Consider the following 25034-nt stretch of genomic DNA (forward strand, 5'->3'; position numbering starts at 1 on the left):
GGCCTGGAAGCCATCGTTCCGAGTCGCTCCGCCATAGGGAATCGACCACTAATCCCCTCGGACCGGGGGATATCTCTGGAGAAACGCTGTCACTCATACCCTGGCGCCACGAATCCCCGCCCGCATCCTCCCACAAAAGCACTCCGCTCAAGCAAGGCAAAGTGCCATTTCCCCCTGCTTTTTAGATTGTCAAAAAATGTAAGCAATTCGCCGATTCAAAGGTTTTTTCCTATCTAGCAAACACTTGCATTGAATTGGACTCCTAGAATCCGTCCCGAATTGCTTGCACGATGCAATACGTCAACGCTAAATCCAGCTTTTCGTACCGGCCGGCAACCTAATAAAACATATATCTTGAGAGAACCAGCCGGCATGAGAGTGCTTTCGATTGTAGGAACTCGGCCCGAAGCCATTAAGATGGCGCCGCTCGTGCAAGCGCTGAATCGCGAGCCCGGCGTACACAGCATGCTGTGCGTCAGCGGCCAGCACCGGCAGATGCTGGATCAGGTGATGTCGCTGTTCGCGCTGCAGGCGGACTATGACCTCGATATCATGGCGCCAAACCAGACGCTGAACGGCCTTTTCGGCCTCCTGGTGGCACGCTTCGATCAGGTGTTCGGCGGCGTCAGGCCCGATCACGTCCTGGTGCACGGCGATACCACCACAGCCGCTGCCGCGGCAGTGGCGGCCTTCCATCGCGGCGTCCCGGTGGCACATGTGGAGGCAGGGCTGCGCACCGGCAATCTGGCCTCGCCCTTTCCGGAAGAGATGAACCGCCGCGTGGTGGATGCGATCAGCGGCCTGCTGTTTGCACCGACGCCGGCTGCACGCGACAACCTGCTCAGGGAAAACCTGGCCGGCGAGATCTTCGTCACCGGCAACACGGTGATCGACGCACTTGCCCTGACCTGCCAGCGCCTGGACGACGACGATGCCCGCCTGGCCAACACCATTGCCGCCCGCCATGCATGGTTGAACCCGCGCCGCCGCCTGTTGCTGGTGACAGGCCATCGCCGCGAGAGTTTCGGCGAGGGATTCGAGCGGATCTGCGAAGCACTAGCCCTGCTGGCGCGCCGTGCCGACGTGGAGATTGTCTATCCGGTTCACCTGAACCCGCGTGTGCGCGAAACCGTCATGCGCACGCTCGCCGGCATCGGCAACGTGCATCTGATCGATCCGCTCGAGTATCTCGATTTCGTCTGGCTGATGCGCAAAGCCTACTTGGTGCTGACGGACTCCGGCGGCATACAGGAGGAAGCGCCGCACCTGGGCAAGCCCGTGCTGGTGATGCGCGACACCACCGAGCGGCCGGAAGCGGTGGCTGCCGGCACCGTCAAACTGGTCGGCACCGACGCCAACCGCATCGTAGCCGAGGTCAACCGCCTGCTGGACGACACCGCGCTCTACGAGCAATGCCGCCGGCAAGTCAATCCCTATGGCGACGGGCGAGCCTGCCAGCGCATCGTTGCCGCCCTGTGCGGCCGCCCCCTCGAGGACTTCCGGCCCGCCGCGCGGACGGCCTGAGCGGCACCTCCCCCCTCCCAAGAACCTCCTGCTATTTCTCCACCTATCTGCGCCATGGCCTTGCGTCTTTGTCATCTGCCTTACCTTGCCCGCTTCCGGCGCGGCCTATTCCACGCCGCCCTGGCGCTGCCGCTGACGGCCTTTGCCGGGGTGCCCGGAGACGCCATCCGCGCGCTGGAGGCCGACACCTGGTTGAGCCGTACCGTGACGCTCGCCGATCTCGGGTTCACCGCGCCGGTGATCATGAACCATAGCGATTCGCGTCACGAGTTCTATCTGCCGGTACCGCGCAACGTACCGCTTGCGGACGCCTCGATCGCGTTCGATTCGCACTATATAAAGACAGAGGACGGCCGCACTAACCTGCTGCTTTCCATCGACGGCCGCCCCGCCTTCGCGCGCCGCTTTGAAAACGGCGAAGGGGAAGCTGCCCGCGCGCTGGCCGTTGAGCGGCGCGCGCGCGCGAACGGCTTCGTCCGGCTAGGCGTGATCTGGTCGTCCAATACTGCGCAACGGCTGTGCGAGATCGACCGCCCGCTGGGCAACGCACTGACGATCGCGCCCTCCACCCGCCTGAGCTATCGCTATGACGCCGCGGCCCTGCCCACCCTGGAAGACGCCTGGGTCTCGCTGCCGGCCAACGCCACCATCCTGTTCGCCGCCAACCGGCTAGACCGCGCCGCCTTCGACGCCGCGTGGCGGATCGGCGTGGCGCTGGAAAACGGCGGCAAGCGCGCCACCATGCGAGCCTTCCCCGCGCCCGGCGATGTCATCGACACGCGCGAACTGAACGTACCGGCGGGACTACGGCAGGTACCGGCCTTCGCGGCACTGGATGCCAGCGCGCAGCACCGCGTCGGCAGCGAGGCGGAACTCGGTGCGCTGCTGGTGCTGGGCGCGCCTGCCGTCACCGCGGACCTGGCGGTGGTGGACGCCGCCCTGCAAGCCAGGCTGAAGACCGCGCTGGATGCGCTGGCGGCGCAACTGCAGGACGATGCGGATGCCGCGCGGGCCTTCGCCGCCTGGCGCGCCAGCCGCGCGCCAGTGGCCGCAACACCGCTGTCCGCCAAGCAGATCCAGCTGACCATGCTGGGCGGCCACCCCGTCATCGCCATCGCCCCGGATGCAGGCGCCGAAGCCGCCGGCATCCTGAGCGGCTTGTGGCGCCGCGCCCTGGATTCGCGCAAGGTAGCGGTACGCGCCGCCATGCAGCCCGACCAGGGCGAGCACTCGGCCACGTCGCTGAGCAGCCTGAGCAACGCTGACAGCAACCTCGACGTGATCGCGCGCGCCGACTGGACCGCCAGCTTCCCGCTCAGCGCTGCGGCCATCGATGGCCGCGCGCCCAGCGAGCTGGTGGTGGATGTTGCCGCCGCGCCGGGTGCCTCCGGCAGTCCGCCTGTGGTCTCGGTATTCTGGAACGACGTGCTGCTGGCGGCTCGCCAGATCGAGGCCAACGGCCGCCGCAATCGCCTGCTGGCCCAGGTTCCGGGCTATGCCCTGAACGTGCGCAACGTGCTGCGCGTTTCGTTCCAGCGCCAGCCGGTATCGGTCGACTGCAACGAAACCCCGCAGGGCTACCCGGTCACCGTGCTGCCGAGCAGCCACCTGCGCTCGGGCGCCGCCAGGACGGACGGCTCCTTCGTCAGCCTGCTGCCGCTGATGGCTGGCCGGCCGCAGCTGATCGTGCCGGAAAGCTATCTGCTGGACGCCGGCGCCCGGCTGGCCCAGGTGGTGCGTCTGGCAGCCGCCAGCGGCTTGTCGCCCTATGGCGCGGAACTGGTGCTGGCCGGCAAGGATGAAGCCGCCCGGCCCACCCGTCCCTTCCTGGCCATGGATGTCAAGCTGCAAGGCATAGAGCCCAAGGTACGCGTGCCCGCCCAGGGCCACCTCCAGATCAATGGCCGTGAAACGCAGTGGCTGGACGTCGCCGGCGTGGCCGGCCTCGGCGCCGCCGAAGTGATCGGCGACGGTGGCCGCGACGGCATCCTCTGGCAGGCCATGGGTGCGCCGGGAGGCAGCCCGGGACAGCCCTTCGTGTTCAACAGGGGCAACGTCATGGTGGTCGGCGCCGACGGCCCGCGCGCCTGGCTCGACAGCGCCAACCCGGACAGCGATCCCTCCGAAACGCCCGGGATCCTCCAGAAACTGCGCCGCATGGCCGCCAGCCACCTGCTGATCCTCGGCGTTGGTTCCTGCCTGGCAGCCCTGCTGTTCTTCGCCTATCTCGCCAACCGCGCGCGCCGGACAAAGAAGTAAGCCACCCATGTCGTTCCTGTCCTCCATGTACTGGCCCTACCTCGTCGCCGACTATTACCGCGGCCTGGAGATCGTCACCGCCGTCGTGGCCACGCTGATCCTGCTGTCCAGCATCGACGACCTGTTCATCGATCTCTGGTACTGGCTGCGCGAGGCCTACCGCGGCCTGGTCGTGCGGCGCCGTCACAAGCCGCTCTCGAGCGGGCAACTGCGCGCGTGCGAGGAACAGCCGCTCGCCATCATGGTGCCGGCCTGGCTGGAGTTCGACGTCATCGCGCCGATGCTGGAAAACATGGTTTCCACGCTGGAATACCAGAACTACATGATCTTCGTCGGCACCTACTGCAACGATGCGCGCACCATCGACGAGGTGGAGCGCATGCGCCGCCGCTACCGGCAGCTGGTGCGCGTGGAGGTGCCGCACAACGGCCCCACCTGCAAGGCGGACTGCCTGAACTGGATCGTGCGGGCCATCCTGCTGCATGAACGGGACCTGCCCGCGCCCTTCGCCGGCATGATCCTGCACGACAGCGAAGACGTGCTCCACCCGCTCGAACTGAAGTACTACAACTACCTGCTGCCGCGCATCGACTTCATCCAGTTGCCGGTCGCCTCGCTCGAACGCAGCTGGTACGAACTGGTGGCCGGCACCTATATGGACGAGTTCGCCGAGTGGCACACCAAGGATATGGTGGTGCGCGAAAGCCTGTCGAAGATGGTGCCGTCGGCCGGCGTCGGCACCTGCTTCTCGCGCCGCGCGCTGGTGGAGCTGTCGGCGGAGACCAACAACCAGCCCTTCAACACCGACAGCCTGACCGAGGACTACGACATCGGGGCGCGCCTGTCGCGGCGCGGCATGAAGCAGATTTTCGGCAAGTTCAAGGTGGAGTACGCCACGCGCCGGGTGTCGTGGTTCGGCCTGGGCAAGGAAAAGATCGGGACCATCGCCATGCCGCTGGGCGTGCGCGAGTATTTCCCCGACACCTTCCGCACCGCCTACCGGCAAAAGGCGCGCTGGCTGCTGGGCATCGGCCTGCAAGGCTGGCAGCAAGTCGGCTGGTCCGGCTCTCTGACCACCAAATACCTGTTGTACCGCGACCGCAAGGGCCTCGTGACCTCCTTTATCTCGATCCTGGCCTATCTGCTGCTGGCCAACTTCCTGCTGTTTTATCTCGCCGATGCCATGGGCTGGTGGACCGTCCACTATCCCCCGCTGTTCCGGCCCGGGAGTTGGCTGGTCACGCTGATGTGGCTCAACACCATCGCACTGGCGCTGCGCACGCTGCAACGGATCTACTTCGTCGGCAGCATGTACGGCTGGGAACATGGCCTGCTGTCGGTGCCGCGCATGATGATCGGCAACTTTATCAACGCCATGGCCGCTGCGCGCGCGTGGCGGCTCTTTCTTGGCCACATGTTCTTTGGCCAGCGGCTGGTGTGGGACAAGACCATGCATGACTTCCCTTCGTCCGATCAATTGACGCAGCAGCGGCGCCGGCTTGGCGAACTGCTGCTGTCGTGGCACGCCATCGACGAGACCAAGCTGGCCCGCGCCCTCGACCTGCAGGCTAGCGCGCACCGGCCGCTCGGCAAGATCCTGCTGGAGCAAGGCTGGCTGGACGAGGTCACCCTGCTCGAGGCGATTGCCTTCCAGCAGAACATGGCCCCGGCCACCGCCGCACCGCACGGAGCCGCCGCATGAGGGCGCGCACCCGTTTGATTGTCCTGCTCTCGTCGCTGAGCGGCGCCGCCCTGCTGCCGGCGGCCCCCGCGTTCGCCGAGCCGGCCGCCAGCGAAGCGCCGCTCAGGGGCAAAGCCTGGCAACTGGCCGACGAAGGCTACAAAGCCTATGACAAGGGCAGCTACGCAAAGGCCCAGGCCAGGGCGGAAGCCGCCATCCGGCTGCGGCCGGACGTGGCGCAGCTGCACCTGCTGCTGATCTACTCGCTGCAAAAGCAGGGCAAGCTGGCGCAAGCCGAACGCGCCGTGGCGGCAGCCAGCGCTGCCGGAGCCGACAGCCCCGCCCTGCGCGAGGCGCACGCCGCGCTGCGCGCCGGCGCCCAGGGCAGCGCGGCCCCGGCCACGCAGGCCTTCCGCACGGGCTTTCCGTTTGCCACGCAAGCCTACGCCGCCTACAACGACGGCGACTACAAGACCGCCGCCGCCGCCGCGCAGAGAGCATTCGCCGCCGACCCGAGCCAGGGCGCGTGGGCGCTGCTGTGGCTGGACGCCCTGGCCGCGCAAGGCGACGACAAGGGTGCCCTGCGGGCCATCGAGCGCGCGCTGGCCGCCGGCGCGCCCAACCGGTCCGACCTGATCGCGCGCCGCCAGGGCCTGCTGCGCCAGATGTCGGTACCCTCCGCCCAGGCTGGCTACCGGGCGCTGATCGCCAATCGTCCGGCCGACGCCATCGCACCGGCCCGGCAGGCGGTCGCGCTGGCGCCCGACACGGCCAGCCACCGCCTGCTGCTTGTCACCGCGCTGATGCTGGACGAACAGCTCGCCGAAGCGGAAAGCGCGGCTGGTGAAGCGCTGCGGCAAGACAGCGAAGATACCGTGGCCTTGCTGATGCGGGCCTACCTGCGGCAGCGCCAGGGCAAGACCGCCCAGGCGGAAGCCGACTTCGACAGCGCGCTCGGGCAGGACTGGCTGGACGACGAGCAGCGGCACAATGTGCGCCTGATCGCCGCCGACGCGGCGCTGGCCGCCGGTAACGGCCAGCGCGTGCAGGCGCTGCTGGCCGCGCTGGACGGCAAGGACAAGGCCGTGCGCAGGCGCCTGGACGAAGCCGGCCGCGCGCGGGCGCCCAAGGCCGCGCTGACGCTCGCCAGCTTTCCTCCCCCGGTACAGCACTGCCGCGACACGCCCTATGGCACGGCGTGCGAACTGCTGCCGGCGGACGCCTCCGGCGGCAGCCCTGCCGCGCTGGCCTATGCCGCCTATGGCCGGCACGACTACCAGGAAGCGATCGCGCAAGCGCGCAAGGCCGTCGAGCACGACCCGGGCGAGCAGAGCCGGGCGCTGCTGACCACCGCGCTGGCGGCCGGCAACCGCATGCAGGCCCGCGAGGCCGCCACGCGGCTGAACACCGCGCTGGAGCGGCAAGCCGCCGATGCCGGCCTGCTGATGCAGCGCGCCTATGTCAATCAGCGGCTGGGCATGCCGGAACAAGCCTTGCGCGACATCCAGGCCGCCCGCGCCACCGGCAAGGCGCCACCACTCGCCATCCTCGACGAGGGCTATGCGCGCGCCGGCGCGGGCGACAAGCACGGCGCCACGCAAACGCTGATGCAGGCCATCGACCAGGCCGATGCGGGCGCGCTCGCCCTGGACGAGGAGCAGCGCTACAACACGCGCGGCGCGATCGCGGGATTCTCGCGCGAGTGGGGAGGCTATGTATCCGCGGGTTACCGCGGGGCCCGGCCGGCGGCGGCGGATTTTGGCGGCGCCGCCATTTCCACGCCGGGCGATGCGGCCTTCGGCACCGCGGAGATCTTCTGGCGCCCGCCAACCTTGCTCAATACCTCGAACCGGACCTTCGAACTCTACGGACGCCTGTCGAGCACGATCTACGACAATGGCGGCAAGACGCACGCGCAACGCCTGTCGGACCCCTGCGGCGGCGCCGCGGCGGCCCACACGGACGTCGGCGAGTCGCGCAGCCGCGGCATCACCGGCGTGCCCACCACCGTGGGCGCGCTGGGGCTGCGCTTCACGCCGTCGCATGAGGTTGGCCTCACCTTTGGGCTGGAGCGCCAGTTCCTGCTCGGCACCGCCACCCGCAGCGGCATGCTGATCCCGGCCGACGCCAGCCAGCGCTGCGCGCTCAACCGGCAAAACCAGAGCGCCCGCTATGAGGCCGATGCCGGCTCCGGCGGATGGCTCACCTACGTCACCTACGGCATCTACGAAGGCAGCGGGCTGCGGCTGGATGTGCCGAGCTGGTTCACCGTTGAAGGCTATGTGCAGGGTGGCTACAGCTTGCAGGATATCGCCGCGCGCTACTCGCTGCGCGACAACAGCACCGGCGCCGAGACCGCAAGCGGCTCCGGCCGCCTGCGCCGCGACCAGGCCTTCGCAGCCGGTGAGATCCGGGCCGGCCGCAGCTTCCGCCTCGACGCCATCGACGAGCGGTTGATCCTGTTCCCCTACGTGGTGCTGGGCGCCGACTGGCTGTGGCAGAAGAACCGCGCCTCTGGCACGCTGGGCACGGTGTCGGGCAGCACCGCCCTGCAAGGCAACGGCGCCACCTGGTCGATGGGCGCCGGCCCCGGCTTCAACCTGCGCTACTGGTTCCGGCAGGACCGATACAACGCGCCGCGCTCCTACCTGGACTGGGGCGTGCAATACCGCGCGGGGCTCGCCGGACACTCCAATCGCGCCAAGGGGCTGTTCATGAACCTGACGCTCTCTTACTGACACGCCGATGGCGGCGCTCCCCGCCATGGCTCCCAAAGGAATGACACCCATGCACCTGTCTTGCGAAACACCGCTGCGCCCGCCCCGGCGCGTGCGCACCTGGCTGGGCCGCGGCCTGGCCGGCGCCGCCCTCGCCTGGTCGGCCATGGCCTGCGCCGACAGTTCGTCCATCATCATCGAAGGCAAGGACAACTGGCTGTTCCCGGGCTGGGGCAGCCTGACACACGTCGATACGGCCGGCATCGATGCGTCCGCGGCGCTGGTGACCGAGGCGCGCAGCGCGCTGATGGCGCGCGATATCCGGCTGGTGGTGCTGCTGGTGCCCGACAAGGCGCGTTTCTACCAGGACAAGCTGCCGGACGGCAAATCCATGAGCGCCGACGTCGCCGCACGCTACCAGACCGTGCTCGGCAGACTGCGGCAGGCGGGCGTGCCCAGCTTCGACGATGAAGCCGTGCTGCTCAAGCTCAGGAACGAAGGGCGCGAGGTCTATTACCGCACCGACCAGCACTGGACGCAGGCCGCCGCCGACGCCACCGCGCGGGCCACCGCCGAGATGGTCGCGCAGCAGGTGCCGAAGCTCGCCGGCCAGCCCGGCAGCGGCATGGCACTGGGCGCCTTGTCCAACGAGCGGCGCTACGGCGATCTGGCTGAACTGTTCCTGACGCCAGAGCGCAAGAAGGCGGTCGGGCGCGAAACGTTCACGATACGCAAGACCGCCGACAACCAGGGCCTGCTGGACGACGCCGCGGCGCCGGTGCATGTGACCGGCCACAGCATGGTCCAGCCCTATTTCGGCTATCCGCAGATGCTCTCGAACACGCTGGACCGCCCGGTCTCGGTCAACTGGAAACCCGGCAACGTGGGGCCGTGGGTCATGCTGCTGGAGTACCTGGAATCCTCCGCCTTCCGCCAGCAACCGCCGCAGGTGCTGGTCTGGCAACTGTTCGAGCCCGCCTTCTCGCAGGGGCCGGACGCGCGCGGCCTGTGGGACAACGCCTCGCTGATGAGCGCTGATACCTGGCGCAAGCGGCTCCAGGCCGCCGTGGGGCGCTAAAGGCATGACCATCAAGCACGATACCGAGCCATCCCACCGCCTGGGCGCGGCCGTGTGCGCGACCCTGCTGGTGGCCGGCCTGGCCTGGGGCGTTCACTCGCTGTGGCAGGCCCGCTCGCGTCTTGCCGGGCTGGCGCCGTCCGCCTGGATGGACGGCACCGCGGGCCAGACGCTCAAGAAAGCGCTGCGCCTGCCGGCGCAAGCGCAGGTGGAGACCGGCCAGGCCGCGCTGCGCTACCGGTTGCTGGGCAACCTTGGCGAACAGGTGGTACAGGGATGCCCGGGCTGGCTGTTCTATCGCGACGGCCTGCAACCGCAGCCCGGCCACGCGCAGGCCTTCGCCGAGCGCTTGCGGCTGATGCGGCACTGGGTTGGCGAGTTGCGCGCGGCCGGAGTGCGAGTGCTGGTCGTGGCCGTGCCCGACAAATCGCGCGTCGAGGCGGCACGCCTGTGCGGCTTGCAGGCATCGCAGGAGATGCGCGAGCGCCTGGACGACTGGCACGCCAGCCTTGCCGCCAGCCAGGTGCCGTATGTGGACCTGCGCGCTGCGCTGGACACCCGCACGCCTGGCTATTTCCGCACCGACGTGCATATGAACAACCACGGCGCCACCACCAGCGCCGAAGCAGTGGCAGCGGCAGCCCTGCCCTTCCTGGGGCAGCCGGGCCAGCAACGCTACGCAGTAGGCAACGCCGCCGGTGCCACCGTGCGTGTGGGCGACTTGCTAGTGCTGGCCGGCCTGGAACACGCCCCCGACCGCTGGCGCCCGCTGCCCGACCTGGTGCGGGAGCAAACCATCAAGCCGGAGACCGCGGGCGGCCTGCTCGACGAGGTGGCGCCGCCCGAGGTGTTGCTGGCCGGCAGCTCCAACGGCCGGCGCAGCCACTTCGCCGAGCGCCTGGGCATGCGGCTGGGCCGCCAGGTCTGGAACCTGAGCCTGGACGGCGGGCAGTTCTCCGGCGCGCTCCAGGCCGCGCTCCGGCAACGCGCGCAATGGCCTGCCAGCCTGCGGCTGGTGATCTGGGAATTCTCGGAGATGGCGTTGTCCCTGCCGCTGACCGAGGAAGAGAAAACAACCCTGGCCACCCTGCCATCGCGGTAAGGGACAAGCCATAGCCAACCACCATGCTCTTCAACTCCCTGCTCTTCCTGCTGCTGTTCCTGCCCATCGCCCTGCTGGTGCATTACCTGCTGGGCGCCCGGTCCCTGCGCGCGGCCGCCGCCTGGCTGTGCCTGACCTCGTTCGTCTTCTACGGCTGGTGGAACCCGCAGTTCGTGGCGCTGCTGGCCGTGTCGATCGCCTTCAATTACGGGGTGAGCCAGCTGATCCTGTATTTCAAGGGACGCACCGTGCTGCAGACGCTGGCAACAGCCCTCGGCGTGGCGGCGGATCTCGGCCTGCTGCTTCACTACAAGTATTTCACCGCGCTGCTGGGCTTCCTGCATGAGCTTGGCCTGAGCGGCGCCAGCCCGGCCGGGTCGGTGATCCTGCCGCTCGGCATCTCGTTCTTCACCTTCACCCAGATCGGCTACCTGCTGGACTGCCGCGCCGGCATCGTGAGCGAACGCAGCCCGCTGAGCTACGTGCTGTTCGTGACCTTCTTCCCGCACCTGATCGCCGGCCCCATCCTGCACCACAAGGAAATGATGCCGCAGTTCGCGCAGCGGGAGAACTACCGCTTCAAGGCGGAGAACCTCTCTGTAGGCGGCATGCTGTTTGTCATCGGGCTGGCCAAGAAGGTGCTGCTGGCCGATGCCATCGCGCCCTATGCCGACGCGGGCTTCGCCGATCCGGCCAGCCTGCGGTTCTGGGCCGCCTGGGGTGCCAGCCTGTCGTACGCGCTGCAGCTTTACTTCGATTTTTCCGGCTACTCGGACATGGCGCTCGGCCTGGCCAAGATGTTCGGCATCCGCTTCCCGCTCAACTTCAACTCGCCCTACAAGGCATCGAGCATCATCGATTTCTGGGTCCGCTGGCACATCACGCTGACGCGCTACCTGACCGCCTACCTGTACTACCCGGTGGCCATGGCGGTATCGCGCAGGCGCACCGATCGCGGCCTGCCGGTGGGCGCGGCCGGGGTGGCCACCGCCGACGGCTTCGCCGCCATGATCGTGCTGCCGACCGCCTTCACCATGGGCCTGGCCGGCATCTGGCACGGCGCCGGCCTGCAGTACCTGGTGTTTGGCCTGCTGCATGCGGGCTACCTGTCGGTCAACCACGCCTGGCGCATCTTCGTGGCCGGCCGCAAGCCCGCCGCCGCGCGGCAGACGCGGGCGGCAACGCGCGTGGCCTGCGTGCTGCTGACCTTTGCCGCCGTGCTGGTGGCGCAGGTGTTCTTCCGCGCCAGCGGCATGCACGACGCCCTGGCCTTGCTGGAAGGCCTGGCCGGCCTGCGCGGCTTCGAAACCATCGCCGCGCTGCCGTGGCCGGATGCCACGCTCACCGCGGGCGACGCCTGGCGCATGCTGGCCGGCCGCCACCTGCAGCTGCTCTACCTGCTGGCGATGCTGGCCATTGTCTGGCTGGCGCCCAACGCCCACCAGATCCTGGGCCGCTGGTCGCCGGCGCTGGCGCGCGCGCAGCAAAGCCGCTGGTCCGTGCTGCGCTGGCGGCCCACGCCCGGCTGGGCCGCGGTCATGCTGGTCCTGCTCTTCCTGTGCCTGGCCAACCTGCACCAGGAAGCGCGCTTTCTCTATTTCCAATTCTGAATCCAATGCTGAGCGCCACAGGCGCAGGGAGACTAATCAATGCATACGCAATTCACCGACAACCAGGCGGCAGTCGAAAACAAGCTCGTCAAGATCATCGAAAGCGTGATCCTCACCCGGGTCGATCCTGACACCCTGCTGATCGAGTCCGGCCTGGTCGACTCGCTCAGCGCGGTGGACCTGGCCCTGGCGGTCGAACGCGAGTTCGGCTGCAAGATCCCGCCCACCGAGATCGACGTGCATCTCGAGTCGGTGCGCACGCTGGCCGCTTTCATCGCCGCCCAGGGCCATGCCTGAGCCCCGTTTGGACGCGCCATCCGGAGTTCCCCATGCGCTTTGACTTTGACAACTTCCGCTTCGCCGATCCCGACTCGGCGGGCGGCGCCCTGGCCGTGGTGGATATGCAGGGCGGCCTGAGCTGGAACACGCTGCGCGCCCGCACCGAGGCCTGGGCCGCCGCCGCCCGCGCGGCCGGCGCCCGCCCCGACGTGCCGCTGGTGATCGTCGGCCACAAGGAGGCCGCCTTCCTGGTGGCCATGCTCGGCTGCCTGACGCTTGGCGTGCCCTTCGTGCCGGTGGACCGCATCAACCCCGCCGGGCGCGTGCGCCGCATCGTCGAGATCGTCGGGGCGCCGCTGGTGTACGAGGCGGACAACGACGTCTTCCGCCCCGGCACCGCCGCCACGGTCCTGAAGGAGCGCGGCGTGGCCTACATCATGTTCACCTCGGGCAGCACCGGCGACCCCAAGGGCGTGCAGATCGGCCGCGAGAGCCTGGGCCTGTTCGCCGGCTGGATCCGCGACTGCCTGCGGCTGGACGCCGCGCCAGTGTTCATGGACCAGATGCTGTTCAGCTTCGACTTCTCGCTGTTCAACGTGGCCGGCGCGCTGGGCCTGGGCGGCACCTGCGTGCTGTGCCCGCGCGAGCTGACCGCCGAGCGCGATGCCTTCGCCGCCTACCTGGCGCGCCACCGCGTCACGATGTGGGCGTCGACGCCGTCATTCGTGCGCCAGCAATTGCTCAACCCCGCCTTCAACGCGGCCACCCTGCCCGAACTGAAGGTCTTCCTGTTTGGCGCCGAATCGCTATCGCCGACGCTGGCCGAGGCGCTGTGGGAACGCTTCCCGGCCGCGCGCATCGTCAACTCCTATGGCCCCACGGAGGCAACCTGCTCCACCACCTGGGTCGAAATCGACGCCGCGCTGCGCCAGCAAGCCCCCAATCCGTTCCCGATCGGCCGGGCCAAGCCCTACGCGGCACTGTTCCTCGACCAGGGCGAGTTGTGCATCGCCGGCGACCACGTGATGCGCGGCTACCTGAACCGGCCCGACCTCAACCAGACCCGCCTGTTTCTTCACCAGGGCAAGCGCGCGTACCGCAGCGGCGATCTCGCGCATATCGACGCCGCCGGGCTGGTGCATTTCCGGGGACGCGCCGACGACCAGATCAAGCTGCACGGCTACCGCATCGAACTAGCCGAAGTGGATGCCGCGCTGGCCAGCCTGGCCGGCGTACGCGCGGGCGCGGCGGTCGCATTGCGGCGCGCGGACGGCGCGATCGTCCGCATGATCGGTTTCCTCGAACTGGAAGACAGCTCCGCAAGCCACGCCGCCGAGCCACCGCTGCCGGCGGCGCTGGCCGACTGGAAACAAGCGCTGGGGCGGAGCCTGCCGCCGTACATGATCCCTTCCGAACTGGTCGCGTGCGGCCGCTTCCCCACCACCAGCACCGACAAGGTCGACCGCAAGCAGCTGGAGCGCCAGTACCTGCAGGCGCGCCTGAGCGGTGCGAAGGAATAGCCATGCCCAAGTTCCACGCCCTGCGAACAACCCTTGCCGCCACGCTGGCCGGCATGGCCGCGGCAACCGTCTGCGCCGCGCCGCCCGCCACCGAAGGCGCGCTGGCCCAGCTCTATGCGGCGCGTCCGCCGCAGGGATCCGCTTACGTCCGGGTGCTCAACCCGGACGCCGCCACGGCTACCGTGGCGGTAGCCCAGGGCCAGGCCCAGGCCATCGGCGGCAATGGCGCCGCCGCCACCACTTATGCCGTGGTCAAGGGCAACCAGCCCTTCACCGTGCGCGTCGACGGCAAAGAGGCCGCCACCCTGCAGGTGCAGCCGGACACCTTCACCACGCTGCTGCTGGCGCGCACCGGCGGCAAGCTGTCGGTGGTCCCGCTGGACGACGGCAGCGGCGGCCCGGATGCGCTCAAGGCGGAACTGCGCTTCTACAACACCATCCGCGACTGCGAGGGCGCCCAGTTGGCGCTGGCGCCGTCCGGCACACCGATCTTCCAGGCCGTGCGGCCCCACAGCGCGGTCCATCGCGCCATCAACCCGGTCAGCGCAACCGTCAATGCCGCCTGCGGCAGCGCGCGCGCGCCCGAATTGGCACTGCCCGCGCTGCAGCCGGGCGACCACTACAGCCTGTTCCTGACCGGCAGCGCGGCCAGGCCCATGCTGCGCGGCCAGGTCAGCCGCACCGACCCTTACAGCAAATAAGCCACCCATGCGCCCAGTCTTCCGAGACGACCACGAACAATTCCGCGAGCAGGTACAGCGCTTTATCGCCCAGGAAATCACCCCGTGCTATGCCGAATGGGAGCGCCAGGGAATCACGCCGAAACACCTGTGGCAACGCGCGGGCAGCGCCGGCCTGCTCAACTGCGCCCTGCCCGAGCCCTTCGGCGCCGGCGGCGACTTCGGCCATGCCGCCGTGGTGATCGAGGAACTGGCGCGCGCCAATTACCTCGGCATCGGCTTCTCCATCCACTCGGACATGGTCTCGCCCTACCTGCACCGCTACGGCACCCCCGCCCAGCAGGCACGATGGCTTCCCGCCATGGCGCGCGGTGAGTGCATCGGCGCCATCGCCATGACCGAACCCGATGCCGGCAGCGACCTCAAGGCGATCCGCACCCGCGCCCGCCCCGACGGCAACGGCGGCTACGTGCTGAGCGGGCAAAAGACGTTCATCACCAACGGTGTCAACGCCGGATTGGTGATCGTGGCCGCCAGCACCAATCCGGACCTGGGCGCGCGCGGCCTCTCGCTGTTCTGCCTGGACGACGGCATGCCGGGCCTTCGCAAGGGACCGCCCCTGGCCAAGATCGGCCAGCACGCGCAGGACACCTGCGAGCTGTTCTTCGACGAGGTGGAAGTCGGCGCCGACCGCCTGCTGGGCGCGGAAAACCATGGCTTCGACCTGCTGGCCCAGCAACTGGCGCCGGAACGCCTGGCCATCGCATTGCGGGCCTGCGCCTCGCTGGAAGGCATGCTGGAAGAGGCGATCGCCTACACACGCCAGCGCAAGGCCTTCGGCCGGCGCGTGATCGACTACCAAAACACCCGCTTCAAGCTGGCCGATGGCCGTGCGCAGCTGGCCATGCTGCGCGTGTTCCTGGACCACTGCCTAGCATTGCAGCTGCAGGACTCCCTCGACCCAGTCACCGCCGCCATCGCCAAGCTCAACGCCACCGAACTGCAAGGCCGCATGCTCGACGACCTGCTGCAGATGTATGGCGGCTATGGCTATATGGCCGAGTACAACATTGGCCGCGCATGGGTCGACGCCCGTGCCATGCGCATCTACGGCGGCACCAGTGAAATCATGCGCGAGCTAATCGCGCGCGCGATCTGAGCGGCGCAAGCCCCCTTACTTGATGAGCCAGCCTATCCCCGACCCTCGCCATCCATTCCCCACCCCAGGGCGCCGCCGCCTGTTGCGCGCGGCAACCGCGTTGCCGCTGCTCCCCCTGCTCCCCCTACTCCCCCTCACAGCCTGCACCGGCCAGCCGGTGTTTGCTTCGACCTTCCTGCAGGTATGGCGCAGCCACCTCGAACTCGGGCAGGCGGAATGGCACCAGCGCCTGAAGGCCGTGCGCGCCCTGGGCTGCAGCGAGATCGTGATCCAGTGGGCCGCGGTGGATGGCGAGCAGCCCTGGCAAATCCCCGAGGCATTGCTGGACTTCCTGTTCGACGATGGCGGCCAGCTCGGCCTGCGCATCCGGCTCGGACTGCCCTACGATGAACGCTGGTGGCAAGCACTGGGCGCGCCCGACGCCGCCACGCTGCCGCGCTTTCTCGCCCAGACTCGCGCACGCAGCCTGGCCTATGCCGAGCAGGCCAAATGGCCGAGGCGGAGCAATTTCAGCGGCTGGTACATTCCCTACGAACTGGAGCAGCACAACTGGGGCACGCCGCAGCGGCAAGCCTTGCTGGTGCCCTGGCTGCAATCCATCGCCTCCGCCACATCGGCAGGCGGCACCCCGCGGCCGGCCATTTCCACCTACTACAGCCGCTTGCCCTCTTCCGGCACACTGGAGGGGCTATGGGCCGTCATACTCGACCAGGTAGCGATTCGCCCGATGATCCAGGACGGCGTCGGGGTCAGCGGCCTGGACAACTACCAGGCGCTGGCGCCGTTGCTCGCGCTGCTGCGCACCCGCGAGATATCGTTCGACCTGATCGTGGAGCTGTTCCAGGAACTGCCCTCCCAGGACGCCGCCAGCTTCAAAGCCGTCTCCGCCAGCCTGCTGCGGCTGCAGCCGCAACTAGCCATTGCGCGGCGAACGGGTGGCCAACATCTGGTTGCCTTCGCTCTCGATCCCTGGGTGATTGGAGAATCTTCGCAAGCAAAGCAACTTCTGGAAGCCTGGCGCGAACTCAGTGAATAGGCTGACTGGAAACGGGGCTGCGGGCCATGCTGACGGCGGCGTCCGAGTGGCTTTGCAGTCATCAGGGCAGTTAGAATGCGCATCGCAGATGAACAAGCAAAAAATGAAAAAAGCGGGCCGCATCAAATCCTGGCATGCCGACAAGGGCTACGGGTTCATCGACATCCATGCCGATGTGAAAGACATCTTCTTTCACGTCACCGCGCTGCGGCACCGCGCCGTCCAGCCCAAGCCTGGCGACCGCGTGACGTTTGAACTGGGCAAAGGCAAGGACGGCCGCCTGCAAGCCACCAACGTCTCGATTCTGGGCACGCCGAAGGGACAGGGACAGGGACAGCGCCAGGCGAGCCAGGCGCACCTGTTGCCTGCCGTCACGGCGGCAGCGGCGCTGATGGCCATCGCGGGCGGCGCCCTCAGCGGATACCTGCCACGATATGCCGGCCTCGTCAGCCTTGTGATGAGTGCTGTTGCGTTCCTTGCCTACGCGCTCGACAAGAACAGCGCCAAACACGACGCCTGGCGCACGCCCGAGGCCAGGCTGCACTTCCTGGCGCTATGCGGTGGCTGGCCGGGCGCGCTTGCCGCGCAGCACCTGCTGCGCCACAAGAATCGGAAGCAAGAGTTCCAGCTGGTTTTCTGGGGCACCGTTGCCTTGAACCTTGGCGCCCTCGTCATGTGAAAGACGTACTTGCCTGGCTGAAATAACAAAGGGGGTTACGGCCTTTAACGTTGCCGTAACCCCCTTTGCCTTGCCTTCGCCCGGCACGCGACTGCGCGCCGGGCCTGAACCCTGATTAGCCTTCCTTCAGGAACGCCTTCAGATGGTCCGCGCGGCTGGGATGGCGCATCTTCTTCATCGCCTTGCTTTCGATCTGGCGAATCCGTTCGCGGGTCACATCGAACTGCTTGCCAACTTCTTCCAACGTGTAGTCGGTCGACATGTCGATGCCAAAACGCATGCGCAGCACCTTGGCCTCGCGCGGCGTCAGGTCGTCGAGCATCTCGCGCACGGTGGCGCGCAGGCTGGCGTGCAGCGCGGCTTCGGCGGGAGACGCGGTGTCGGAGTCGGCAATCATGTCGCCCAGGCTCGTGTCGCCGTCTTCGCCAACCGGCGTTTCCATCGAGACCGGTTCCTTCGCGATCTTCATGATCGAGCGGACCTTCTCCTCGGGCATCTCCATGCGCTCGGCCAGGGCGGCGGGATCCGCTGCCTTGCCGGTGCGCTGCATGATTTCGCGCGAGATCCGGTTGAGCTTGTTGATCGTCTCGATCATGTGCACCGGCACCCGGATGGTGCGGGCCTGGTCGGCGATCGCGCGCGTCACGGCCTGGCGAACCCACCAGGTTGCATAGGTGGAGAATTTCCAGCCGCGACGATACTCGAACTTGTCGACCGCCTTCATCAAGCCAATGTTGCCTTCCTGGATCAGGTCCAGGAACTGCATGCCGCGATTCACGTACTTCTTGGCGATCGAGATGACCAGGCGCAGGTTGGCTTGGGTCATTTCGTGCTTGGCCTGGCGCATCTGCCGCTCGGCCGCCAGCATCTGGCGATTCACCAGCTTCAGCTCCGACAGCGGCAGCACCACGCGGGCGTGGATGTCGATCAGCTTTTGCTGATGCGCTTCGAGGTCCGGCAAGCTGCGGGAAACGGAGTCGCTGTACGAACGCGACTCGCCGGCGATCGCGCGGCCCCAGGCGAGATTGGTCTCGTTGCCGGGGAAGCGTTCGATGAACTCCTCACGGGGCATGCCGCAACGCTCGACCATCAGTTGCAGGATCTGGCGCTCGACCACGCGCACTTCTTCCACCACCGTCTGCACATCGGCGCACAGGCGCTCGATGGTCTTCGCGGTAAAGCGGATCGACTTGAGTTCCTCCCGCACCGCGAGCTGTGCCACGAGGAAGCCTTCCGACTCCACGCCGTGCGCGGTGTAGGCCTTGCGCATGGCTTCGAAATGATTGGCGACGCGAGCAAAGCGGGTCAGGCAATCGTCACGCAGCTTGGCCAGGCTGGCGGTTTCGTTGGCTTGCGCGGCCGCACCTTCGTCGACGGGCTCGTCCGAGGCGCTCTCATCCTCGGCGACGACTTCGTCGCGGCTGGTGTCTTCCTCGGCTTCGGCGACTTCGCCTTCCCCTTCGATCAGGCCGTCGACGAGCTCATCGATACGCGTTTCGTCGCGGGCGACCCGCTCCGACAGCTCAAGAATCGTTGCAATGGTGGACGGGCAGGCAGCGATGGCGTGCACCATGCGGTTCAGGCCGTCCTCGATGCGCTTGGCGATCTCGACTTCCTGCTTGCGGGTCAGCAGCGTTGCCGAGCTCATTTCCCGCATGTACATCCGCACCGGATCGGTGGTGCGGCCGAATTCCGAGTCGACCGTCGAGAGCGCGACTTCCGCCTCTTCGTCGGCCTGGTCGTCAGACGCGGCGACCGCGCTGTCGCGCAGCAGCAGCGCTTCGGCATCCGGCGTCTGCTCATAGATCGTCACGCCCATTTCGGCGAACGTGCTGACGATGCTTTCCATCGCCGCGGTGTCCGTGAAATTGCCCTGCAAATGGTCGCTGATGTCCGCGTGCGTCAGGTAGCCTCGCTCCCTGCCCAGCTGGATCAGCGCACGCAGCTGCTGGCTGCGTTCCGTTGCTTCGGTTGCGGGATCAGCTTGAGTCGTGGACGCCGCACCCCTGCCGACAGGCTTTTTGCCGGTCAATGCTGTCTTTGTTTCTGCCACCGTCCGTTGTGCGCCACTCGCCATTAACTGCTGCTCCCTTGCTGAATTACTTCTTAACTGTTGCTGTTGCCCGTACGAGGGTACACCCAACGCACCTTTGGCTGTCAAAGCCGGCACAGGATGGATACCTGTCGAGAGATGCATGGCTGACGCCACCACTACCGGGTTCTTCCAGTATGGTGGTCCGCGCTCGTTTAGGCCAAAGGGCGATATTCTACATTCGTTGGTGCGACGCAGCACGTGCTAAAAGTTCTTTACCGCATCGCCGAGGCCCTTCAGCCCTCTTAAATTTGCGTTGCCATGCCACTCCATGCTAGGCAATAGCCCCATTTTTACGCACAAAACGGGCGAATTACCCGAAAAATGTGACGCAAAAATATCATAAGGCGTCATCGGGCCTTGTGGCCGAAAGCACCGTCAGGATTTACATACAGATTTGTTTTTTTCTTGCCAGCCAGGCCGCCGGGCCCGGAAAGGCCGGCTTCTTCTCTTAACGGGGCGGGCGCCGATTTCCCCGGCCGTGCATCCGGCTTGATGTCCTCCAGCCCTTGCGCCCATGCCGCCAGCATCCGCTTGGCGATTTCCCGGAACTCCGGGTACCGGCCAGCGCACTCAGCCACCATCGGCAGCACGTTGCGAACTGCCTCGGTCACCTGCGCCACGCAAGCCGCCATGTCGGTCCGGGACAGCGACAACCGGGCGCCGCCGTATTGGGTCAGCCACCGCCCGGATGCCCAGGTCCGCTTGCCGGCCAACGGCAGCCCCGGGATATCTGCCTGGTACTCGGGGTAGGCCGTCACCGTGACAATGTCGTAAACCGGTGCCAGCCGCACGTCCTCCACGGAGGTATAGACCACTGCGAAGTTTTTCAAGTGCGCGTCTGCATTGCGCAACGCATAGTTCACGAGCAACAGCGCAAACAACCGCCTCGCGCTGTCCTTGCGATGCGGGGCACTGATGTAAATCGACGACAGTTTGGCCAGGTCCTCAAGGCTGCCTTTGTACTTGTTGACGGGATCCAGCCCCTTGAGTGCGCAGAAATCTTCGACCGCCAGGCGGTCACCGTTGGCTAGCCGGTCGAAACGCCGAATGGCCAGCACCTGCCCATCCTCCGAGAGTTGTGTCTCGGGGACCTCCAGCCCCGCATGCCGCGCGACCTCCAGGCACAGGAATTCATTGACAGACAGGCCGGGCAAGTCGGCCGGGCCGGTTTTCAGGATGAACGCGTCGGTCCAGACCGTGGCTTTGTCCTCCGGCCTGGCAAGCATCTTCGGCATGACACCAGAAACACCTTCGGTAATACCGGCTTCCAGCTGCCGCAACAGGTTGTCCCGTGAGCCTGTTGCGGCAAGCAGGCTCGCCATGTCCAGGTTGGAGGCGGGGGCGTCTACCGATACGCCACGGGGCACCACCCTGACCCTGCCGATTCCGTTCGCACCGGTCAGTGCCAGCAGGCCCTGGTCGCTCACGTCGGCGTGGGCGCCAAGTTTTCGGCGCACCAGGTCTTTTTTGTAGCCCTCGGGCAGGTTCATCTGAAAAAAAGGCAGCAATCCGGCAGCCCATTTATATGACTCTGCCCGCGCTGGGAGCAGGAGTGAGACGAGGTTGTGCGCCTGTACGTCTGGCAGGTAGGTGAAGACGCTCGCGCGCGCCTCTTCGACCAGCGTGCCCACGGGCGTTGCATTCACGTAGACGTCCAGTACCTGGCTAGCGCTCATCCGGCCCCTCCGTGGCTGCCTGGGGCTTGTTGTGGGCGTGCCTGACCCGCCGGCGGAGGTCTCCCGCGGCGGCATTGCCTGTTTCGGACTCTGCCAGCACGTCGTCAAGGGTCCTTCGGTGGCCGGCAGGCCGTGCGAGCAGCTCAAGCCCGACGGCTTCAAACAGGCTCAGCAGCTTCACGGCACCCAGCTCCGGCAAGCCGCCGGTCTCGAACCGGCTGATCCGCGCACGCGGCACCCCGCTGGAATCCGCGATTTCCTGCTGGGTTTTGTTGGCAAGAAGCCTGGCGCGCTTAAAGGCCTCACCCAGTTCGGCGAGATTCATATGCCACCTATAAAACATTAAGCCTTGAAAGGCATTTAATGTAATGTATACGAAACACAAGGCAAGGTCAATATAACGTGCCACATATAGAACAATATTGAATAAAACCATCATAATGATCTATATACGAATCATTATGAGGACTACCTGGACACGGCACCCAAGCGGTTAGACTGCATGCCTGCGGAACCACCAGCCACCCCATACCCTTAGCCCGAGACATGCACCTGATCGACATTGGCGTGAACTTCCACTCCTCTCAGATTGCCCCGCACACCGCCGTGATCCTGGAGCGGGCCACGGCAGCGGGCGTGGTCGGGATCCTTGCTACCGGCACCTCGCTGGAATCAAGCCGAAAGGCACGCGACCTGGCCAGCCGGCATCCCCATTTTCTCTTTGCCACGGCCGGCATCCACCCGCACACCGCCAAGGACTGGTCGCCAACGGTCCTGCAGTCCCTCCAGGCGCTTTGGGAGGACCCCGACGTGGTGGCGATCGGGGAATGCGGGCTGGACTACAACCGCAACTTCTCTACGCCAGCCGACCAGCGCCACGCCTTCGAGGCACAGCTCGAGGCGGCGGTGCGCTGGAAGAAGCCACTGTTCCTCCATTGCCGGGACGCCTTCGACGATTTCTACGCCATGGTGGCACCTGCCGTGCGCGCGGGCGCCCACGGCGTGGTGCACTGCTTCACCGGCGCAGCTGACGAGGCGGCCGCTTTCGTGGCGCTAGGCCTGGACATCGGCATCACCGGCTGGGTCACGGATATCAAGCGCGGCCAGGCACTGCGGGAGGCCGTGCAAGCCATCCCGCTCGAGCACCTGCACCTGGAGACGGACGCGCCCTATCTCGGCCCGAAAAACCACAAGAACCGGCGGCCTTACAACGAGCCCGCCAATCTTCCCTGGATCGCGCAAGCGGTCGCCGAGTTGAAGGGACTGAGCATGCGCGAAGTGGCCGATCAGTGCACCCGCAACAGCCGCCGCCTGTTTGGCATTCCGGCCTGATGCGCTCCGCCCCACACCAGCCACTTCAAACCTTGCGCCTGAACGTGCGCGCATTACACTGGAACCCGCCCATAGCCGGGCGAGTCCAAAAGACCTTCGCCCGGCCAGTCTTGTTTCTTCAACCGATCCACGATGGCCTGGGCCGACCCATCAACCGAAAAATAATCAAGAAAGGCCCACCGATGGTGACCGAAACCGGCCAAAACCTGCTCCTGCGCCCGCTGGAGCGCAGCCATCTGCATTTCGTCCACAGCCTCAACAACGACGCCAAGATCATGCGTTACTGGTTCGAGGAACCGTACGAGACTTTCACCGAGCTGTCGCAGCTATATGACCGCCACGTGCACGACCAGCGCGAGCGCCGCTTCATCTGCGAGAACCTGGACGGCGAGGCCGTCGGCCTGGTCGAGCTGATGGAGCTGAACCATATCCACCGGCGCGGCGAGTTCCAGATCATCGTGGCGCCCGCCAGCCAGGGACGCGGCTATGCCAGCACGGCCACGCGGCTTGCCATGGACTACGCTTTCATGGTGCTGAACCTGCATAAGCTGTTCCTGATCGTGGACGTGCAGAACGAAAAGGCGATCCACATCTACGAGAAATGCGGCTTCCAGCGTGAGGGCGAGTTGCGGGAAGAATTCTTCAGCTATGGCGCGTATCACAACGCACTGCGCATGTGCGCCTTCCAGCGCGACTACCTCGCGTCGCGACCACGGCAGCGCTGAACCAGCGCTGCCGCGCTTCCCCCATCAGCCAGCCAACTCGCCTACCGCCCTCCACGCCTGATCAATGGCGGACGTCAACGACGGGCTGCCCGCGCTGTCGCTATTGGCGATCACCACATTGCCGGCACGGGCGCGCGAGCGATCCAGCACGGCCTGCGCCGCCGCTTCTTCCTCGAACAAGCTGTTGGGCATATAGCTGTAACCGTGCGCCCAGCGGTTGACCGTGATGCCCCGGATGACGTCCTTGCCGGCAAAGCCGCCTGGCGCCAGCATGCGATCAAGCTGGCTGCGCACACCCCTCTCCAGCTCGCTGAACGGCGTACCCAGCAAGAAGGCGCGCCCCGCGCGAAAGCGCTCGCGCGCCTGCATGCCGCTGTCCGGCACGGTGGGCACATAAAGCATATGCAGCACCACCGGATCGGCCGGACGCGCGCCGGCTGGCTTCTCCAGCCACAGGTCGGTGTAGGCCATGGCCGGTGCGTGGATGCGGCTGGTCTTGAGCGCCTCGAAGGCACGCCAGTTGTCCAGCGCCACCTTGGTGTAGACCACGGGCGCCTTCACGTCGGAGCGCAAGGCTTGCTTTTGCGCGTCCGGCAGGCCGGGCATGATGAACGGGATCATCATGTTGTAGCCGGCCAGCACCACATGCGCGGCTTCGAGCCGGTGCAGGTTCCCATTCCAGCCGTAGGTCACGCGCGTGATGCGCTGGTCGGGCTCGATGGCGATGGCTGTGCTGTTCAGCCGCACCCTCACCTTTGCCTCCTCGGCATCGAGCCGGTTGTAGTCAAAGCTGGCCGCGCCGATTGCATCGGGGCTGGCGATGCTTGCCACGCCTGGGATCAGGTTCTGCACCAGCAGCCGCGCCAGCGTGGCGTTGCCGTCGGCAAACCAGAGCTTTGACGCGGGCGACTTGCCAAGACGCGGATTCAGGGTGGGCGGTGGCATGTTCTTGCCCGCCGGCAGGCCGATGGCCAGCGCGTCGAACACGGACACGCCGTCGGCATCGAGTGCATAGGCATCGTTGCTGCGGCTGCGGAAAAAGCGCTGGCCATCCAGCCCCAGGCCGGCCTTCTCGCGCAGGAACGCCGCGTAGCTGGTGCGCTTCAGGTAGGCCAGCCGCTCGCTTTCGCTCATGCCAGCCAGGTAATCCGTGCCGCCGTCGGCGAGCCGCGCCAGCGCAGCACGGTCTTGCTGGGGCAACGGCGCCTTGTCGAGGAAGGCCTTGAAGGCGGCGGCATCCGCAGGCTGCGCGGCTATCCCGTTGCAGGCATCGATCAGCCCCGCGAACGGATCGCCGGCAAGCAACTGGTCCCGGCCGAAATGCTCCTGGTCGAAGAACACCGAGCGGCCCATGCCCAGCTCGCGGTAAGGGTCGCGCTCGGCGGCTTGATGGCGCTTCGTGTCCACACCGAGGCCGGCCAGCAGCGTGGCCACCGCGCGGCTGTCCAGCGCGGTCGATGGCATCTCGGCGCTGCCGCCGTACGTCACCAGCTTCTGCCCGCGCACGGTGAACTCGTTGCGCTTGGCGTGCCCGCCGAAATCGTCGTGGTTGTCCAGGATCAGGATGCGCTTGCCGGCGCCAAAGCGGCGCTGGTAGAACCACGCGGCCGCCAGCCCGCTGAGCCCGCCACCCACCACCACCAGGTCGTAGACTTCGCGCGCCATGACGGCGGGATACTTGGCGCCCTGACGCGCCAGGCTGTGCGCGAGCGTATAGGTGCCCGCATGGTTGCCGCGCAGCCCGGTCAGCGCGGGCGGGTAGCCGGCACCGCGTTCGGCGGCTTGCAATAGCTGGGACGGCGCCAGCCCCGCGGCAATGGTGAGTGCGGCGCCGTTGAGGAAGTCTCTGCGCGTGATGGTCATGGCAATAGGATTCGCTTGA

General features: G+C 66.8%; 19 protein-coding genes. 15 read left to right on the forward strand and 4 right to left on the reverse strand.

Features of this window, described 5'->3' with window-relative positions; genetic code table 11:
* The first annotated feature begins 372 nt into the window (after window positions 1–372).
* The 13 genes from wecB (at window position 373) to ACX12D_RS09260 (ending at window position 17324) form a co-directional block, all read left to right on the forward strand.
* A complete protein-coding gene (gene wecB / locus ACX12D_RS09200; RefSeq protein WP_459373982.1) occupies window positions 373–1524 on the forward strand; it encodes a non-hydrolyzing UDP-N-acetylglucosamine 2-epimerase in 1152 nt (383 codons plus the stop codon).
* 54 nt (window positions 1525–1578) lie between these two features.
* Window positions 1579–3783: a hypothetical protein gene (locus tag ACX12D_RS09205; RefSeq protein WP_459373772.1), complete on the forward strand. Its 2205-nt coding sequence runs from the start codon at window positions 1579–1581 to the stop codon at window positions 3781–3783.
* Between the two features lie 7 nt (window positions 3784–3790).
* Window positions 3791–5485 carry a glycosyl transferase family protein gene (locus tag ACX12D_RS09210; RefSeq protein WP_459373773.1) on the forward strand — a complete coding sequence of 565 codons (1695 nt, stop codon included), beginning with the start codon at window positions 3791–3793 and terminating at the stop codon, window positions 5483–5485.
* The gene (locus ACX12D_RS09215; protein WP_459373774.1) at window positions 5482–8202 is read left to right on the forward strand and encodes an NfrA family protein; all 2721 of its coding nucleotides are present in this window, start codon (window positions 5482–5484) and stop codon (window positions 8200–8202) included. The genes ACX12D_RS09210 and ACX12D_RS09215 overlap by 4 nt, the downstream gene beginning before the upstream one ends.
* A gap of 49 nt (window positions 8203–8251) precedes the next feature.
* Window positions 8252–9259, forward strand: a complete 1008-nt coding sequence (locus ACX12D_RS09220) for an alginate O-acetyltransferase AlgX-related protein (RefSeq protein WP_459373775.1) — start codon at window positions 8252–8254, stop codon at window positions 9257–9259.
* 4 nt (window positions 9260–9263) lie between these two features.
* On the forward strand, window positions 9264–10361 hold the full coding sequence (locus ACX12D_RS09225; RefSeq protein WP_459373776.1) for an alginate O-acetyltransferase AlgX-related protein: 1098 nt from the start codon (window positions 9264–9266) through the stop codon (window positions 10359–10361).
* Between the two features lie 23 nt (window positions 10362–10384).
* The gene (locus tag ACX12D_RS09230) at window positions 10385–11971 is read left to right on the forward strand and encodes an MBOAT family O-acyltransferase (RefSeq protein WP_459373777.1); all 1587 of its coding nucleotides are present in this window, start codon (window positions 10385–10387) and stop codon (window positions 11969–11971) included.
* A gap of 39 nt (window positions 11972–12010) precedes the next feature.
* Window positions 12011–12268, forward strand: coding sequence for an acyl carrier protein (locus ACX12D_RS09235; protein WP_459373778.1), 258 nt, complete (start codon window positions 12011–12013; stop codon window positions 12266–12268).
* A 32-nt stretch (window positions 12269–12300) separates the two neighbouring features.
* Window positions 12301–13770 (forward strand): AMP-binding protein, encoded by a 1470-nt coding sequence (locus ACX12D_RS09240; protein WP_459373779.1) that lies wholly within the window; start codon window positions 12301–12303, stop codon window positions 13768–13770.
* A 2-nt stretch (window positions 13771–13772) separates the two neighbouring features.
* Complete coding sequence (locus tag ACX12D_RS09245; protein ID WP_459373780.1) at window positions 13773–14471, forward strand: alginate O-acetyltransferase AlgF; 699 nt, start codon at window positions 13773–13775, stop codon at window positions 14469–14471.
* A gap of 7 nt (window positions 14472–14478) precedes the next feature.
* Window positions 14479–15609, forward strand: a complete 1131-nt coding sequence (locus ACX12D_RS09250; RefSeq protein WP_459373781.1) for an acyl-CoA dehydrogenase family protein — start codon at window positions 14479–14481, stop codon at window positions 15607–15609.
* Between the two features lie 157 nt (window positions 15610–15766).
* Window positions 15767–16645, forward strand: a complete 879-nt coding sequence (locus ACX12D_RS09255) for a DUF4434 domain-containing protein (protein WP_459373782.1) — start codon at window positions 15767–15769, stop codon at window positions 16643–16645.
* Between the two features lie 103 nt (window positions 16646–16748).
* Window positions 16749–17324, forward strand: a complete 576-nt coding sequence (locus tag ACX12D_RS09260) for a DUF1294 domain-containing protein (RefSeq protein ID WP_459373983.1) — start codon at window positions 16749–16751, stop codon at window positions 17322–17324.
* A 115-nt stretch (window positions 17325–17439) separates the two neighbouring features.
* On the opposite strand, the gene rpoD is transcribed toward ACX12D_RS09260, so the two are convergent.
* The 3 genes from rpoD to ACX12D_RS09275 form a co-directional block, all read right to left on the reverse strand.
* Window positions 17440–19401, reverse strand: a complete 1962-nt coding sequence (gene rpoD, locus ACX12D_RS09265; RefSeq protein WP_253932086.1) for an RNA polymerase sigma factor RpoD — start codon at window positions 19399–19401, stop codon at window positions 17440–17442.
* 365 nt (window positions 19402–19766) lie between these two features.
* A complete protein-coding gene (locus ACX12D_RS09270) occupies window positions 19767–21095 on the reverse strand; it encodes a type II toxin-antitoxin system HipA family toxin (RefSeq protein ID WP_459373783.1) in 1329 nt (442 codons plus the stop codon).
* The gene (locus ACX12D_RS09275) at window positions 21085–21420 is read right to left on the reverse strand and encodes a helix-turn-helix domain-containing protein (protein WP_441634960.1); all 336 of its coding nucleotides are present in this window, start codon (window positions 21418–21420) and stop codon (window positions 21085–21087) included. The genes ACX12D_RS09270 and ACX12D_RS09275 overlap by 11 nt, the downstream gene beginning before the upstream one ends.
* A gap of 221 nt (window positions 21421–21641) precedes the next feature.
* Between ACX12D_RS09275 and ACX12D_RS09280 the strand changes: the two genes are divergently transcribed.
* Both ACX12D_RS09280 and speG read left to right on the forward strand, forming a co-directional pair.
* Window positions 21642–22427 carry a TatD family hydrolase gene (locus ACX12D_RS09280; protein ID WP_459373784.1) on the forward strand — a complete coding sequence of 262 codons (786 nt, stop codon included), beginning with the start codon at window positions 21642–21644 and terminating at the stop codon, window positions 22425–22427.
* Between the two features lie 182 nt (window positions 22428–22609).
* Entirely contained in the window at window positions 22610–23152 is a 543-nt protein-coding gene (gene speG / locus ACX12D_RS09285) for a spermidine N1-acetyltransferase (RefSeq protein ID WP_183036417.1), read from the forward strand.
* Window positions 23153–23176: 24 nt separating this feature from the next.
* On the opposite strand, the gene ACX12D_RS09290 is transcribed toward speG, so the two are convergent.
* Window positions 23177–25015 (reverse strand): flavin monoamine oxidase family protein, encoded by a 1839-nt coding sequence (locus ACX12D_RS09290; RefSeq protein WP_459373785.1) that lies wholly within the window; start codon window positions 25013–25015, stop codon window positions 23177–23179.
* Between the last annotated feature and the right edge of the window lie 19 nt (window positions 25016–25034).

It is taken from the genome of Cupriavidus sp. PET2-C1 (assembly GCF_054515855.1).

Coding starts and splice junctions, on each gene's coding strand:
- wecB (WP_459373982.1), top strand. CDS start 373: ATGAGAGTGCTTTCGATTGTAGGAACTCGGCCCGAAGCCATTAAGATG.
- ACX12D_RS09205 (WP_459373772.1), top strand. CDS start 1,579: ATGGCCTTGCGTCTTTGTCATCTGCCTTACCTTGCCCGCTTCCGGCGC.
- ACX12D_RS09210 (WP_459373773.1), top strand. CDS start 3,791: ATGTCGTTCCTGTCCTCCATGTACTGGCCCTACCTCGTCGCCGACTAT.
- ACX12D_RS09215 (WP_459373774.1), top strand. CDS start 5,482: ATGAGGGCGCGCACCCGTTTGATTGTCCTGCTCTCGTCGCTGAGCGGC.
- ACX12D_RS09220 (WP_459373775.1), top strand. CDS start 8,252: ATGCACCTGTCTTGCGAAACACCGCTGCGCCCGCCCCGGCGCGTGCGC.
- ACX12D_RS09225 (WP_459373776.1), top strand. CDS start 9,264: ATGACCATCAAGCACGATACCGAGCCATCCCACCGCCTGGGCGCGGCC.
- ACX12D_RS09230 (WP_459373777.1), top strand. CDS start 10,385: ATGCTCTTCAACTCCCTGCTCTTCCTGCTGCTGTTCCTGCCCATCGCC.
- ACX12D_RS09235 (WP_459373778.1), top strand. CDS start 12,011: ATGCATACGCAATTCACCGACAACCAGGCGGCAGTCGAAAACAAGCTC.
- ACX12D_RS09240 (WP_459373779.1), top strand. CDS start 12,301: ATGCGCTTTGACTTTGACAACTTCCGCTTCGCCGATCCCGACTCGGCG.
- ACX12D_RS09245 (WP_459373780.1), top strand. CDS start 13,773: ATGCCCAAGTTCCACGCCCTGCGAACAACCCTTGCCGCCACGCTGGCC.
- ACX12D_RS09250 (WP_459373781.1), top strand. CDS start 14,479: ATGCGCCCAGTCTTCCGAGACGACCACGAACAATTCCGCGAGCAGGTA.
- ACX12D_RS09260 (WP_459373983.1), top strand. CDS start 16,749: ATGAAAAAAGCGGGCCGCATCAAATCCTGGCATGCCGACAAGGGCTAC.
- rpoD (WP_253932086.1), bottom strand. CDS start 19,401: ATGGCGAGTGGCGCACAACGGACGGTGGCAGAAACAAAGACAGCATTG.
- ACX12D_RS09270 (WP_459373783.1), bottom strand. CDS start 21,095: ATGAGCGCTAGCCAGGTACTGGACGTCTACGTGAATGCAACGCCCGTG.
- ACX12D_RS09275 (WP_441634960.1), bottom strand. CDS start 21,420: ATGAATCTCGCCGAACTGGGTGAGGCCTTTAAGCGCGCCAGGCTTCTT.
- ACX12D_RS09280 (WP_459373784.1), top strand. CDS start 21,642: ATGCACCTGATCGACATTGGCGTGAACTTCCACTCCTCTCAGATTGCC.
- speG (WP_183036417.1), top strand. CDS start 22,610: ATGGTGACCGAAACCGGCCAAAACCTGCTCCTGCGCCCGCTGGAGCGC.
- ACX12D_RS09290 (WP_459373785.1), bottom strand. CDS start 25,015: ATGACCATCACGCGCAGAGACTTCCTCAACGGCGCCGCACTCACCATT.